This window comes from Psychrobacter sp. P11G5 (assembly GCF_001593305.1).
In the GTDB taxonomy this organism is placed as follows: Bacteria; Pseudomonadota; Gammaproteobacteria; order Pseudomonadales; family Moraxellaceae; genus Psychrobacter.
Genome location: NZ_CP012533.1, coordinates 1,200,357 through 1,214,955, shown reverse-complemented (window position 1 = coordinate 1,214,955; position 14,599 = coordinate 1,200,357). Strand labels below are relative to the sequence as shown.

At 44.7% G+C, this 14,599-nt stretch carries 14 protein-coding genes; 10 read left to right on the top strand and 4 right to left on the bottom strand.

Annotation, left to right across the window (positions count from 1 at the left end; translation table 11 throughout):
- Nucleotides 1-83 precede the first annotated feature (83 nt).
- The 5 genes from AK825_RS05090 to AK825_RS05070 are packed head-to-tail and all read left to right on the top strand — an operon-like array spanning nt 84 to nt 5,373.
- Nucleotides 84-1,391: an ABC transporter substrate-binding protein gene (locus AK825_RS05090; RefSeq protein WP_068035091.1), complete on the top strand. Its 1,308-nt coding sequence runs from the start codon at nt 84-86 to the stop codon at nt 1,389-1,391.
- Nucleotides 1,388-3,148, top strand: coding sequence for an ABC transporter permease subunit (locus AK825_RS05085; protein WP_068035090.1), 1,761 nt, complete (start codon nt 1,388-1,390; stop codon nt 3,146-3,148). Before AK825_RS05090 ends, AK825_RS05085 begins: the two co-directional genes overlap by 4 nt.
- Before the next feature lie 46 nt (nt 3,149-3,194).
- Complete coding sequence (locus tag AK825_RS05080) at nt 3,195-3,839, top strand: ATP-binding cassette domain-containing protein (protein ID WP_068035088.1); 645 nt, start codon at nt 3,195-3,197, stop codon at nt 3,837-3,839.
- A 50-nt stretch (nt 3,840-3,889) separates the two neighbouring features.
- The gene (locus tag AK825_RS05075; protein WP_068035086.1) at nt 3,890-4,531 is read left to right on the top strand and encodes a CDP-alcohol phosphatidyltransferase family protein; all 642 of its coding nucleotides are present in this window, start codon (nt 3,890-3,892) and stop codon (nt 4,529-4,531) included.
- A gap of 50 nt (nt 4,532-4,581) precedes the next feature.
- Entirely contained in the window at nt 4,582-5,373 is a 792-nt protein-coding gene (locus tag AK825_RS05070; RefSeq protein WP_068035084.1) for a sterol desaturase family protein, read from the top strand.
- Between the two features lie 7 nt (nt 5,374-5,380).
- On the opposite strand, the gene AK825_RS05065 is transcribed toward AK825_RS05070, so the two are convergent.
- From AK825_RS05065 to cobT, 3 genes are all read right to left on the bottom strand, one after another.
- Nucleotides 5,381-5,941 (bottom strand): histidine phosphatase family protein, encoded by a 561-nt coding sequence (locus AK825_RS05065; protein ID WP_068035082.1) that lies wholly within the window; start codon nt 5,939-5,941, stop codon nt 5,381-5,383.
- Between the two features lie 173 nt (nt 5,942-6,114).
- Entirely contained in the window at nt 6,115-7,014 is a 900-nt protein-coding gene (cobS, locus tag AK825_RS05060) for an adenosylcobinamide-GDP ribazoletransferase (RefSeq protein ID WP_082787172.1), read from the bottom strand.
- On the bottom strand, nt 7,014-8,081 hold the full coding sequence (gene cobT / locus AK825_RS05055; protein WP_068035080.1) for a nicotinate-nucleotide--dimethylbenzimidazole phosphoribosyltransferase: 1,068 nt from the start codon (nt 8,079-8,081) through the stop codon (nt 7,014-7,016). Before cobT ends, cobS begins: the two co-directional genes overlap by 1 nt.
- Nucleotides 8,082-8,191: 110 nt before the next feature.
- Here cobT and AK825_RS05050 point away from each other — a divergent pair, with 110 nt between their 5' ends.
- Entirely contained in the window at nt 8,192-9,328 is a 1,137-nt protein-coding gene (locus AK825_RS05050; protein ID WP_068035078.1) for a glycerate kinase, read from the top strand.
- 13 nt (nt 9,329-9,341) lie between these two features.
- On the opposite strand, the gene AK825_RS05045 is transcribed toward AK825_RS05050, so the two are convergent.
- Nucleotides 9,342-10,259 carry a LysR family transcriptional regulator gene (locus AK825_RS05045; protein ID WP_068035076.1) on the bottom strand — a complete coding sequence of 306 codons (918 nt, stop codon included), beginning with the start codon at nt 10,257-10,259 and terminating at the stop codon, nt 9,342-9,344.
- A 259-nt stretch (nt 10,260-10,518) separates the two neighbouring features.
- On the opposite strand from AK825_RS05045, the gene AK825_RS05040 reads away from it, so the two are divergent.
- The 4 genes from AK825_RS05040 to benA all read left to right on the top strand — a co-directional run bounded on the left by AK825_RS05040 (nt 10,519) and on the right by benA (nt 14,563).
- Nucleotides 10,519-11,679: a muconate/chloromuconate family cycloisomerase gene (locus tag AK825_RS05040; RefSeq protein ID WP_068035074.1), complete on the top strand. Its 1,161-nt coding sequence runs from the start codon at nt 10,519-10,521 to the stop codon at nt 11,677-11,679.
- Between the two features lie 33 nt (nt 11,680-11,712).
- Nucleotides 11,713-12,003 carry a muconolactone Delta-isomerase gene (catC, locus tag AK825_RS05035; protein WP_068035072.1) on the top strand — a complete coding sequence of 97 codons (291 nt, stop codon included), beginning with the start codon at nt 11,713-11,715 and terminating at the stop codon, nt 12,001-12,003.
- A gap of 125 nt (nt 12,004-12,128) precedes the next feature.
- Entirely contained in the window at nt 12,129-13,052 is a 924-nt protein-coding gene (gene catA / locus AK825_RS05030) for a catechol 1,2-dioxygenase (protein ID WP_068035070.1), read from the top strand.
- Nucleotides 13,053-13,183: 131 nt separating this feature from the next.
- Nucleotides 13,184-14,563 (top strand): benzoate 1,2-dioxygenase large subunit, encoded by a 1,380-nt coding sequence (benA, locus tag AK825_RS05025; protein ID WP_068035069.1) that lies wholly within the window; start codon nt 13,184-13,186, stop codon nt 14,561-14,563.
- Nucleotides 14,564-14,599: the final 36 nt, after the last annotated feature.

Sequence of the window (14,599 nt, the reverse complement as noted above, 5' to 3'; positions counted from 1 at the left end):
CAAGCGAAGAAAATTTGTACCAACAACACGCTTCAGAATCTATGATTGAATGACATTTAATACAGGTTATAACGAGAACATAAATGTACGTTATTAAATCTTTACCAGCTTTGACAATGTTAAAAAATCTAAGCCGCTATAGCGCCTATGCTATGGCGCTTAGCGTTTGTATTGGTATATCAGCAAGCACTGCCTCACCCACTATCAGTAACCTTAATCAAAATTTATCATCTTGGCAGCAGATAGAAGCCCAAGGTAAAAACCAAGACGTTTACTTTTATGCATGGGGCGGTGACCCGCAAATAAATGCCTATCTACAGTGGGCCGCCGAAGAAGTGGATGATAAATATGATATCAATTTGGTTCATGTCAAATTGAGCAATACCAGTGAAGCCGTTAGCCGTGTACTTGCAGAAAAATCTGCCAACAATAATGATGAAGGTAGCGTTGATCTCATCTGGATAAATGGCGCCAACTTTGCCACCATGAGTGAGAATTCATTATTACTGAAACAATGGGCGAACAAGCTGCCTAACTTCGCGCTGACCGATCCAGAGAATAATCCTGCCGTTAACTTTGATTTTGGTGTGCCAACCGATGGTATGGAAGCGCCATGGGGACAAGCCTCGCTGACCTTTTATTACGACAGCTTATCAACTGACAAGCCACCAACCACTTTAAATGAGCTGGTCAATTGGACGGCGCAAAACCCCGGGCGTTTTAGTTATCCAAAGCCGCCTGACTTTTTAGGAATGAGCTTTTTAAAATACGCTTTAGTCATGCTGCACGAAAAGCAAGATGCTAAAACAGGCGAAAATATCAAAGCACAGCTCAACCTGCCAGCCACTGAGCAAAATACAGATATTATATTAGCCCATTTATGGACGTTTCTCGATGACTTTCATCCCACCTTATGGCGTAAGGGTGAGCAATTTGTGCAAACGGGCGCGCACATGCGCCGTTTGGTCGATGATACCGAGCTTAGCTTGGCATTTAGCTTTTCCGCTCCCGAAATTCCTGCGGCCGTGCAGCGTTATGACTTACCCAAGAGCATTCGTAGCTATGCCATGAGCGATGGCAGCTTAAGTAACACCCATTTTGTGGCCATTCCTTATAACGCCAGCCATCCGCAAGCCGCGCAGTTGGTGGCAAACTTTCTGATGAGTCCAGAAGCACAGGCTAAAAAGCAAACGCCTGCTGTGTGGGGTGATAAAACCGTACTCGTCCAATCAACGCTCGACCCTGAGCAACAAGCGCTATTCAAGACTAACAAACCCCATCCGAGCGCCCTACCTGTTGACGCTATAAAACGGACCGTGAATGAACCACATCCGAGCTGGGTTGATGCCATTATGCAAGGCTGGCAAACACGTTATGGGGTCAGCCCATGAGTAAAGATTCTAATAATAAAACGGCTGATGCAAGCACTAGAACGATAGATCCTTATAAAACAGACCTATTTACGCACATTGTATCCTTGAGTCCGAAATTTTTACTGCTACTGTTGATATTACCGGTACTCGGTGGTTTACTCAGCGTGCTGTTACCTGCCTTTAGCTGGGTGCCTGCACTTGAGCAAACAACTTTTGGTCTACAAGGCTTTAACGATCTTTGGCAGACGCCCGGTCTTACCCAAATGGTAGCATTAAGCATCGCTACTGGATTAATCAGCACGCTATTCGCTTTTGTCATGACCTTAATGATATTGGCGGCATTTTTTAATAGCATTTGGCTGACCCGTATTGAGCGTTTGTTGAGTCCAATCTTGGTCATTCCTCATGCAGCAGCAGCTATCGCGGTTGGTTTTTTAATTGCGCCTTCTGGTATGTTTTCACGCCTTATCTCACCGTGGCTAAGCGGCTGGGAGTTGGCACCAGGCGGTATGTTTCCACATGACCCATACGGCATCAGTATCATTTTGGGTTTAACCTTAAAAGAGCTGCCGTTTCTATTACTCATGGCATTAGGCGCTTTGGCTCAACCAGAGCTTGGTAGAAAGCTGCGTCAACAATATAAAGTCGCGCTAAATCTCGGCTATTACCCCATTACTGCCTTTTTTAAAGCCGTGCTCCCTATCCTCTATCCTTTTTTACGTTTGCCTATCTTAGCCGTGCTGGCCTATGCCAGTGCCAGCGTAGAGATGCCATTGATATTGGGTCCAAACACGCCGCCAACGCTGGCGGTTACTATCATGCAATGGTTTAACGATGTGGATTTGAACTTACGTATAAAAGCCTCGGCGGGTGCATTATTACAGCTAGTTTTGACGGGTGGTTTAATCGCCTTGTGGCTTGGTAGCGAGAGAACGATAAAAACTTGTTTTAATGGCACGTTGATAAATGGCAAGCGCCACTATGCCGATGCATTATGGCAAAAAATCACCGCCGCGTTGACCACTGTGGTGATTGGCTTTATCTTGCTGGCGCTCGTTGGTCTGGTAATGTGGTCAGTAGCTGGTTTTTGGCGCTTTCCCGCCGTATTGCCAGAGCAATTGGTGTTATTACATTTTCAAAGTGCCTTTACGCAAATGGGTACGCCATTATTTAATACTCTTGCTATCGGTATCGTGAGTACCATATTTGCCATTGTGCTGACTTTATTATGTTTGGAAGCTGAACAATTAAGTAAAAAACCACTCTCAAAATTTACCAGTTTAATTATCTATTTGCCGCTGTTAGTACCCAGTATTGCCTTTTTATTTGGTTTGGTGTGGCTACAGCAACTGGTGAATAACCAAACGGCGTTTTTTAATGTGGCGTTTACCCATTTGCTTTTTGTACTGCCTTATGTGTTTTTATCGCTTGCCAGTAGTTACAGGCGTCTAGACCCTCGTTTTGCTCATGTAGCCGCGAGCCTTGGTGCAACTCCTGCTAAAGTATTTTTGCAGGTGAAATTACCGCAATTATTTGCGCCGCTGTTAATTGCTATCGCCCTTGGTTTGGCTATTAGCTTTGGTCAATACTTGCCGACGTTGTTAGCAGGCGGCGGACGTATAGCCACTATCACTACCGAAGCTGTGACTCTCGCAAATGGTGCCAGTAGGCGCACCAGTGCGGTGTATGCCATCATCCAAATGGCACTGCCGTTAATTGGCTTTATATTGGCGTGGGTATTGCCCAAATATTTCTTTAAAAGTGGCACTCGTTAGGAATAACATCTATCAACTTATTTTAAAAGTAACTAAAGGGTCCTTGATGCAACCATCTTTACAGATAAAAAACTTACAGTTATATCGACAACGCAAGCTACTACTCAGCCTAGACGAGCAGATTGCTGGTGGTGAAATATTGACTGTCATGGGCCCATCTGGCAGTGGTAAATCGAGCTTATTGAATTGGCTGACAGGTACCTTACCAAATGGTTTCACCGCTACTGGTGAGGTCTGGTTGAATGATGAAAATGTAAGCCACTTACCTACGCACCTGCGTCACATTGGAGTACTGTATCAAGAAGCCCTACTGTTCTCACATTTATCGGTAGCGGGTAATATTGCTTTTGCGATGCCTAAAAGCAATAAGACGGGAGATAGAAAACAGCGTAGTGAAAAAATAGAACAGGCGCTGGCACAAGTGGGATTAGCAGGCATGGGAAGTCGCCATCCTGACAATTTATCGGGCGGACAACAAGCACGAGTGGCGCTCCTACGAACCTTGCTCAGCGAGCCAAAAGCGATACTACTAGACGAGCCTTTTAGCAAGCTCGATACCCAGCTAAGAGTAGATACACGCCAACTGGTATTTGAGCAAATTCGCACTCATAAACTCCCCGCCATCATGGTCACACACGATCATAGCGATGCTGAGGCCGCAAAGGGTAAAGTTATTCATTTAGACCTGTAGTCTTAGAATTATAACCTTAAACATTGAAGCGAAATACAAAAGGCAAGCGCATGCTAGACAAATTTCTTACGCCCATGATTAAGCCGATGCTAGCCCCTGTGGTAATTATATTGCACAAACGCGGCATCACGGCTGATCAACTCACGGTAGCGGGCTTTTTAATCGGCATGTTAGCGTTGCCATTACTGGCGTTTGAGCTTTGGTATAGTGCACTTGCAGCGATTGCGCTGAATCGCATTTTTGATGGTCTTGATGGCGCTCTAGCTCGCCATGCACAGCAAAGTTCAAGCGCAGGCGGCTACTTAGATATTACGCTCGACTTTTTATTTTATGCAGCAGTTCCGCTGGGATTTATCTTGGCAAATCCTGAACAGAATGCCATTGCAGGTGCTTTATTGCTCGCCGCTTTTATTGGTACAGGCTCTAGCTTTTTAGCGTTTGCCATCGCGGCGGAAAAGTTTAAACTGGATAAACCACAGTTCAAATATAAAAGCTTTTATTATTTAAACGGCTTGACGGAAGGCACCGAAACCATTGCGCTGTTTGTTGCCTTTTGCATTTGGCCACAGCACTTTGTACTACTCGCTAGCATTTTTGCAACTGCCTGCGCGATTACGATTTTTACCCGTATCCATGGCGGTTATCATACCCTTAGACAGTTAGAGGCTGATGCTATAGTCGGTTCAAAATAAAAGAAAATGGTCACAATATCCTGCTGGTTTAAACCCTCAAGAGGTAAGCAATGACTAATGAAATATGGTGGCGGCTTGGGTTCTTTTTGAGCATTTTAGTGATTATGATGCTGATTGAATGGCGCATGCCTGCCCGTAAAGCGCCGATCAAAAGCCGTAAACGCTGGTTCGCTAACTTTGGCTTGGTGTTTGCGTCATCCGTTATTGCTCGTCTAGCGGTGCCTGTCGGTCTAACGGCTGTAGCGCTTTATAATCAGCAGCATGGGATTGGTTTATTTAATATTATCGACTTGCCAAGCATTGTTGTCATCATATTAAGCTTAATATTGCTCGATATCATTATTTACTGGCAACATCGATTATTCCATCGTGTGCCTATTCTATGGCGTCTGCATAAAGTCCATCACGCTGATGCGCATGTTGATGCCAGTACAGGGCTTAGGTTTCATCCGATTGAAATTGTCTTAAGCATTCTAGTGAAGCTCGTTGCCGTCAGCTTATTGGGCGTCCCTGCCATCGCAGTACTGATTTTTGAGATTGCGCTAAATGGCTTAGCGATGTTTAACCATGCCAATATTCGTCTGCCGCCTGCAGTTGAAAAGCCACTGCGCTTAATATTAATGACGCAGATTTTGCACCGTATTCACCACAGCCAACGCGTCAGTGAGACTAACTCAAACTATGGTTTTAGCGTCATTTGGTGGGATTGGATTTTTGGTAGTTATAAAGGCGCTGCGCAGAAGTCTGATAACGAGCTAGATATTGGCTTAAAAGAATATCCATCACCCAAGCAAAACGCCTCACTATGGGGATTGCTCGTAATGCCGTTTAAAAGTAAATGAGCGATAGCTAGATTCCTGAAAGCTCCAAACAACTACATTCCCCATATGCAACTGAAGAGGGCCAATCAGCTGCTATCTTCGGTACATCTTGCCCAGCATCAATCATCTTGGCAGCATTAATCCAGCCAGCATGACCAATTGCTAGTATTGGGGTGTTGTCTTGTTCAGCCAAAACCTTATTCAACCAACCCTCAACACGGTCAAATAGCTGCTGTAAACTTTCCCCATTATTGGGTGCAAAGTGCGCAAAGTTATCACACCAGTCATCAATCTCTTGCTTAGCGATTTGCTCCCAAGGGCGACCATCCCATTCGCCAAAATCAATCTCAGCAAGCTCAGGTGCGACTCGCCATTGAAAGCCACGGTGCGCCAGTATCTGTCCGACTTTCAATGAGCGTTGTAATGGACTTACACAAATGACTTTAGGCAATTGGTACAGACGCACAAAGCGCTCGATCTGATTGGCAAGACGTTTTAACTTACGTCTATCTACTCCTATGTCCGTTTGCCCAATACAGATACCCTCAGCAGCAATAGGTTTAGGATGGCGCCAAATGTAAAGAGTCATTGATTGATTAGCCTCCTATTTTTCTATAGTCAATTCACTATAAAATAAACACAATGCTACTGGGATAAATTTTTCGTAGCCTCTGTCTGCGCAGGCACAGCAAGCAAAGAAAATTTATACCAGTAGCGCGTTATAATACTTGTACTCATTTCATTTGGGACTGACTATACACTTTAGATAAAAGGTATAGAGGCAGCAATTCCAGCATATATCGCAACTTCACTAAGCTGCTGTGTCGCTCCTAGTCCATCACCCGTATAGCCATCAAGACGCCTACGTAATAAGCGCCGCATATATTCAGTGGCAATTAACGCCAGTATCAAAGCCATTAACCACTGACCGATGCTAATCTGCTGTATGGCATTAGGAAATATAATCATCACTAAAACTCCTGCTACTAGCAACCAGCCACTACTGAACAATCCTTGTAACGGTGTCAGCTGCTGCGCCATGGGTTTGGCTTTAGCGTGTTCTATCTCACCGCCATAAGGCAGCAGAGCAAGTAGGCTAATACACAGCAAGCGCGAAGCAGTATGGCCAATAATCAGCGCGACAATAGATACCGATAACGGCATGGTGGCTAACAAGGAAATCTTTAGCAATAGCGCAGAGACTAACCCTAACACGCCGTATGTTCCTAAGCGCGAGTCTTTCATAATGGTTAAGGTACGCTCGCGAGTCAGACCGCCGCCCAAACCATCGCAACTATCCGCAAGACCATCTTCGTGAAAAGCGCCCGTAAGCTTAATCCCGAATACCGTACTCAGCACTGCAGCCACTAAGGGCGTAAATAAAATACTGCCGAGCCAAAACACGCCAGCGCAAAGTAGTCCAACCAGCAAACCGACTGCGGGAAAATGACGGCTGCTCTGGTGTAGCCATTGTGGATTATAATTTTTGAATGGCGGGACTGGCAATCGGGTCAAAAATTGAACAGCGACCAGTAACAATATCCATTCATTCTTTATAAATTGCCCAACACTTAGTTTAGACGAAGACTGCTGTAACGGCTCTGGCTGATTTAACGCCTGTTTTGATAATTGCTTTGATGGCTTTTTTGATAACTGTGACATTAGCTGTTTTGCTCACTGATTCCAGCATCACTAAAGCTTGCCATCTCATTGATAATGGCACAAGCTGACTGCAATAGCGGGTAAGCAAGCGCCGCGCCGCTACCCTCACCCAAGCGCATACCCATATCGAGTAATGGCTCAGCATTAAGTAATTTTAATAAATGCGCGTGCCCCGGCTCAACTGAATGATGGGCGAATATAGCGTATTGAGCGACACCTGGCGTTAATCGCTCCGCAACCAGTAAAGCACTGCTGGCAATAAAGCCGTCGATTAATAAAATACGGCGTTCACTGGCGGCCTGAATCAGCGCACCTGCCATCATGGCTATCTCAAGCCCGCCTAATGCAGCAAGCACGTCCAGTGGAGACTGTGCCTCGCTATGACGCTGCGATACTTGCGTTAAAATATCCGTCTTATGCTGTAGCCCTGCATCATCAAGCCCCGTACCACGACCAATACAATCAGCAATCGGCACACCACCTAATCTCGCCAGCAAAAGACTCGCCGCTGATGTATTACCAATGCCCATCTCACCGACGATAAGCAAATTACCCGTTAAGTTCTCAACCACTTTCATACCGTTCTCTAGCGCTGCTAAGCATTCTGCTTCAGTCATAGCAGGTTCTGCTAGCGCGTCTCGGCTACCATGACGAACTTTATAATCGAGCAATTGTGGATGGTCTTTAAAAGGAGAATTGGCAAAGTCTGCATTCACACCAGCGTCGACTACTTTTAGCTCGATATTGTGCTGGCGTGCCAAGACATTGATAGCAGCGCCACCTTGCAAGAAGTTATAAACCATTTGCGCAGTGACTGCACTCGGATACGCTGAGGTGCCATGTTTGGTTAAACCATGATCGGCAGCAAATACTCGAATCTGTGGCTGATTAATATGCGGTGTGAGCGTCCCTTGAATCATGCCCAATTGCAGTGCCAGTGTCTCTAAGCGACCAAGTGCACCAAGTGGTTTGGTCTTCAGGTCTATAATTTGTTGCAGCTGCTGACGTAGATCATTATTTTCTATATTGGCAATGGTTGGTGCGGTAAAAGTGGTCAAGGGAAGCATCCTAAAGGTTATAAATGAAACAGGAGACTATGGTAGCAGATTATCCAATTTATAATGATATGATTAGCCTAATTGCACGACCCAAACTTGCATAATTATAAGAGCACTTCATGAAAATTTTAATCGCCCCCGACTCGTTTAAAGAAAGCTTAGAAGCGATAGAGGTTTGTCGCGCCATCCAATCTGGATTTAATCAGGTTTTTCCTGATGCAGACTATACATTATTGCCCATGGCAGATGGCGGCGAAGGCACATCAGCCGTATTATCTTATGTGCTAGGCGGACGCTGGAAAAACGCGATTGTAAATGATCCATTGATGCGACCAATTAATGCCAAGTATCTGCTACTAGAAAATGAGACGGCCGTGATTGAAATCGCTCAAGCCTGCGGTCTGCATTTATTGACGAGTGAAGAAAGAAACCCGTTAATTACGAGTAGCTACGGTGTCGGAGAGCTTATTGCAGATGCTTTGGACGAAGGCGTTAAACGTATCATTATCGGTCTGGGCGGTAGTGCCACTAACGATGCTGGTCTTGGTATGTTGACGGCCTTAGGAATGATTTTTTATGACGATGAAGGCAAGCCTTTAGCTCAAGGCGGAAGTGAGCTTGCCAACTTAAAACAGATAGAAGGCGCAAAGCTTTATCCAAAGCTGCGAGACACAGTCTTTGAAGTGGCGTGTGATGTGACCAATCCATTATGCGGATCATCAGGAGCTAGTGCTATCTATGGACCACAAAAAGGTGCCAGTCCCGAGCAAGTCGCACTATTAGACAAAGCCTTGAGTCACTTTGCGATGGTATCTGGACAGCAAGGCTATCAGGATTACCAAAATATAGCAGGCGCAGGTGCAGCAGGCGGGCTCGGCTATGCCTTAATGACCTTTTGCGATGCTACGCTCAAATCAGGTTTTGATACCGTCGCTGAGGCTGTCAGTCTAGAAGAGCACATTGCTAGCGCTGACTTGGTGATTACTGGTGAAGGCAAGCTTGATGCACAAACCTTAATGGGTAAAGTCGCTGGCGGTATCAGTCAACTTGCCAAAGCCAGTCACAAGCCTGTGATCGCTATTTGCGGTAGCGTTGACGGCTTAAATCCTGCTCAGACCACTCAATTTGACGTCGTCATGCCTAGTATCCAAAAGCTGGACACCCTTGATAACGTATTAAGCAATGCTTATAAAAATATTGAGACTACCGCGGTCAATATTGCTGCTGCCATTAGGCTAGGGCAAAGCATGAAATAACTATTCTTAACTCTTATATCTCTTCACGTTTATAATTGAAGCCTTCAGCATCATAGATTTGGTAAGTCACTGCTAATAAGGTTTTTAATAGCTCTGATTTATCAAAGTGCCTCACACTCATCACAATCGGTGAGGTTAACAGCCCATCTTCAAATGGAATATAAGTTACCTCCTGACTACGCAGATGCTCAAGCGTCTTTGGTACGATCGTCAGCCCTTCTCCTGCCGCTACTAGACCTAAAGCGATATGTAACTCACGGACTTCGGTGAAATAATTCGCCTTTAAATTACGCGCTTCAAACAACTCCAGCACATAATCAATAAAACTAGGACGCGGCGCGGTTGGATATAGTAATAAATTTTCGTTTGTTAAATCCATTAGGCGAACGCTAGCTTGTCGTTCTTGTGCCAAACGATGGCCAGAAGGAACGGCGACGACCAAGCTTTCTTCTCTTAATAACAACCTTCTTATAGAGGCATCTTCAAATAAAAGCCGACCAAAACCCACATCTATTTTGCCATCTGTCAGCGCTTGTGTTTGCTGCCAAGAATTCAGCTCATATAACTTAATATTTATATTTGGGTAAATCTCGCGAAAGCGTGCAATCACTTTTGGTAATATGCCATATAGTATTGATGATACAAAGCCTATAGATAATGAGCTATCAAAATTGCCTTTACGCATCGTCATAGCACGCAGGTTGTCTGCTTTCGTCAATATTTGAATAGCATGATCGTAAAAAAACTCCCCCGCTTCAGTAAGCTTCAAAGGTCGATTTTCTCTATCAATGAGCGTCACTCCTATCTCTTCTTCCAATTGTTTTATCTGCCGACTAAGTGGAGGTTGTGAAATAAATAAACGTTGGGCTGCCTTATTGAAACTTTTTTCTTCTGCTACTGCCACAAAGTAGCGTAAATGCCTAAGTTCCATTTTTTCTCTTCCTTGATTGGGCGATAAACGTGTTTCAACTAAACATTTTAAAAGTTAATGATAGTGGGTGAACTTTATACCTAAGCTTTATACCTATAGGAACATAACATGATAAAGGTTAAACAACAAAATACCTAAAAGGTATTAAAAATGAACTAAATAGGTCTTAGACATGGCTTTATTTAGCATCTATAGTTCTTATTAAGCATAAGGAAGTACGACTGATAAATTAAAGATAACTCTTATGTTAAGGACAACTATGATTCGCTCAATTAACACCTTGCTAGTACCGATACCGACTATTCGAGAGCATAAGCTCGCTTGTACGGTCATGAGAGAGCAAGTATTAGTCTTAGTGCATATTCAAACAGAAGATGGCTATGAAGGCTGGGGCGAAGCCACCACTATCGGTGGTCTAAGCTACGCTGAAGAAAGCCCTCACAGTATCAAGACTAATATCGATACCTACTTTACTCCCCTTCTGTTAAAAGAGCAGCCAGCGAGCACGGCAAAAGCCATGCAGCTGCTCAGCCTACACATCAGTGGCAACCGCTTTGCAAAATGTGCCATTGAAACCGCCCTACTCGACATTGAAGGCAAACGCCTAAACCTACCGGTTAGTGAGCTCATCGGTGGACGTGTACGTGATCGCATTGAAGTGGCTTGGACATTGGCCAGTGGTAATACCGCAACTGATATCAGCGAGGCCAAGCAAATGGTCGAGCAAAAGAAACACCGCATCTTTAAATTAAAAATCGGTAGCAATCCTATCCTTGATGATGTTGCGCATGTATTGGCTATTAAGAAAGCCCTACCTAATTGCCGTATTACCGTCGATGTCAATCAGGCATGGACGGAGCTTGACGCGATGCAAGGTATTAGCCTATTGCAAGCGGGCGGTGTTGATTTGATAGAACAACCTATCTCTATGCGCAATCAAGCGGGTTTAAAACGTTTAAAAGAGCGCTTTGATGTGGCTATTATGGCAGATGAAATTGTCCATGATCCACAGAACGCTTTTCATTTAGCAGCCAATCACTGTGCTGATGTCTTTGCCGTAAAGATCAATCAAGCAGGCGGACTCAAAGCAGCTTGTCTTATCGGTCAAATGGCACATCTAGCCGGTATTGAGCTGTATGGTGGCACGATGTTAGAAGGTCCTATCGGTACCGCTGCATCGGCGCATGTGTTTTCGACTTATCCTAGCTTAAATTTTGATACAGAACTCTTTGGCCCACTCTTACTGACGGATGATGTGCTAGCGCAGCCACTGGATTATCAAAACTTTGGCTTAACTGTTCCGACAGGCCCTGGACTTGGTATCGAAGTAGATAAAGACAAGGTTTATCACTATGCTGAACAGGGTGGCATCGCCTTACCCAAGCTTTCAGAGTCAAAGAAATATACTGCTGAATCTTAAATACAGCCCCTAACAATTAATAAGGAAATAGCAATGTTATATCACGTGAGAATGGATGTTTTAATACCCACAGATATGGATGCTGATAAGGTTAACGAACTAAAAGCCACTGAAAAAGCCCTCTCGCAAAAGCTACAAGAGCAAGGCAAATGGCGTCATATTTGGCGTTTGGCTGGAGAGTATTCCAACTTTAGTATCTTTGATGTGGACAGCAACGAAGAGCTACACGATATCATGATGTCGCTACCCCTTTATCCGTATATGAAGGTTGAGGTCACGCCATTGTTGCGTCATCCCTCTTCTGTGCGTAGTGATGACAGTTAAGAAGTAATAATATCTAAACCCGTAAGACTACTTTTTAAATGTACCAACATATTGAGCAAGGTTGCTTGATACCATCTTAATTATCTACATAGTTATCTAAATAATTCCTCAACTAGGAGAGAGACATGGAACGTACTCAAATTGAAGCGCTAGCCAACCAGTTCATCAAAGGCAAGATTGACTTTCCAGATCAAGTCAATCCACGCGTACAAGAAATTGTCCTACGCATCGTGACCGACCTGATGCAAACCATTAATGATTTAAAAATCAGCGCAGATGAATATTGGGCGGGGGTTGAATATATCGGCGATCTAGGCAAAGAAGCCGGTCTACTATCACCGGGTCTAGGTTTTGATCACTTTATGGATTTAATGATTGAAGAAGACTTAAAAGCAGCTGGTCTTGACGGTGGCACTGTACGTACCATCGAAGGTCCACTCTATGTCGCTGGTGCGCCAGAAGAAAAAGGCTTTGCGCGTCTAGATGATGGCACTGATCTTGACAATGGCACCGTGCTATTCATGCAAGGGACCGTTTATGGCGAAGATGACAAGCCATTGCCAAATGCCAAGGTTGAAGTATGGCATGCCAATAGCTTAGGCAATTACTCTTTCTTTGATGAGTCGCAGTCGCACTTTAACTTGCGTCGTAGCATTATCACTGATGAAAACGGCCATTATGCTTTTCGCAGTATCGTCCCATTAGGTTACTCAGTGCCGCCAGAAGGTATGACCCAAAAAATATTGGGCGCGCTAGGACGTCATGGTCATCGCCCAGCTCATATTCACTTCTTCGCGAGTGCTAACGGTCATCGCAAATTGACCACGCAGATTAACATCGATGGTGATGAGTATCTGTGGGATGACTTTGCCTTTGCTAGCCGTGAAGGCTTGGTACCAGAAGTGACGATGGTTGAAGATGCTGACAAGCTACAAGAAAAAGGGCTGGACGCGCCGTATGCCAGTATCGATTTTGACTTTCATTTAGTGAAAGACATTGATAAGCCAGTACAAGGCAGTGAAGTTGAACGTCGCCGTGCTCAAGCTTAATTATTGAGTATCGCTAGCTACTGTTAGCAACCACTAAATATTATAGATTTTCGCTTGATATGCACTCAGTTGTCGTATCAAGCGTCATACCCTAACATCGTTTAACACCGTTATTTACAAGGAAGACAGCCATGAGCGAGCGCATTAATCTAGTACCTGAAGGATCAGATATCGCCATTGACGATTTTTTAGAAGAGAATGCAGAAAAAGGGATTTATCGCCTACATCGCAGTGCCTTTACCAACGAAGAGCTGTTTGAGCTTGAGATGAAGCATATCTTTGAAGGCAACTGGGTTTATCTGGCTCATGAGACTCAAATCCCTGATAACAACGACTACTATACAACATACATCGGCCGTCAGCCGGTCATCGTTGCCCGTAATAAAGAAGGTGAGCTGCATTGTATGATTAATGCCTGTTCTCATCGCGGTGCCCAGTTGTGCCGTCATAAAAAAGGCAACAAAGCCACTTATACTTGCCCCTTCCATGGTTGGACTTATAACAACTCAGGTAAGCTGCTTAAAGTTAAAGACCCACGCGGTGCTGGTTATCCTGACGCCTTTAATAAAGATGGCTCGCATGACTTAAAGCAAGTCAAACTTGCCAATTATAAAGGCTTCTTATTTGCTAGCCTTAATGATGATGTCGAACCAATTGAAGACTGGCTTGGTGGCTCAACCAAAATCCTTGACATGATTGTCAACCAATCACCAGAAGGCCTAGAAGTATTACGCGGCACTTCAACTTATACCTTTGATGGTAACTGGAAGCTGCAAGCTGAAAATGGCGCTGATGGTTACCACGTCTCAGCCGTACATTGGAACTATGCTGCTACGACGGCACGCCGTAAAGAGCAAGAAGCCGTGAAAGAAGACAATATTAAAGCCATGAACGCTGGTAAATGGGGTCGTCAAGGTGGCGGATTCTATTCCTTTGAAAATGGTCACCTACTGCTGTGGACCCAATGGGAAAATCCGCAAGATCGTCCTAACTTTGCCTATCGCGATGATTATGTTGCCCAATATGGTGAAGCAATGGCCGACTGGATGATTGGACGCTCGCGCAACTTATGCCTCTATCCAAACGTCTATATCATGGATCAATTCAGCTCACAGATTCGCATGTTACGTCCCCTAGCCGTTGATAAAACCGAAGTCACCATCTGGTGTATCGCTCCGAAGGGCGAAAGCGATGAAGCACGTACTCGCCGTATCCGCCAGTACGAAGACTTCTTTAACGTGACCGGCATGGCAACGCCAGATGACTTAGAAGAATTTCGCTCGTGCCAGCAAGGTTATAACGGTATCAAGCTTGAATGGAACGATATGTGCCGCGGTTCTGAGCATTGGATAGAAGGCGCTGACGAAGGTGCAAAAGCCATTGACCTTAAACCGTTATTAAGTGGGGTCAAGACCGAAGATGAAGGCTTGTACACCGTACAGCATCGCTACTGGCATGAAGAGATGAAAAAAGCCCTAGAGCAAGAGCAGCAACTACATGGCGCAGGCTAATATTAGCTAAGTATTTAGGGCAATTATTCAATTTAA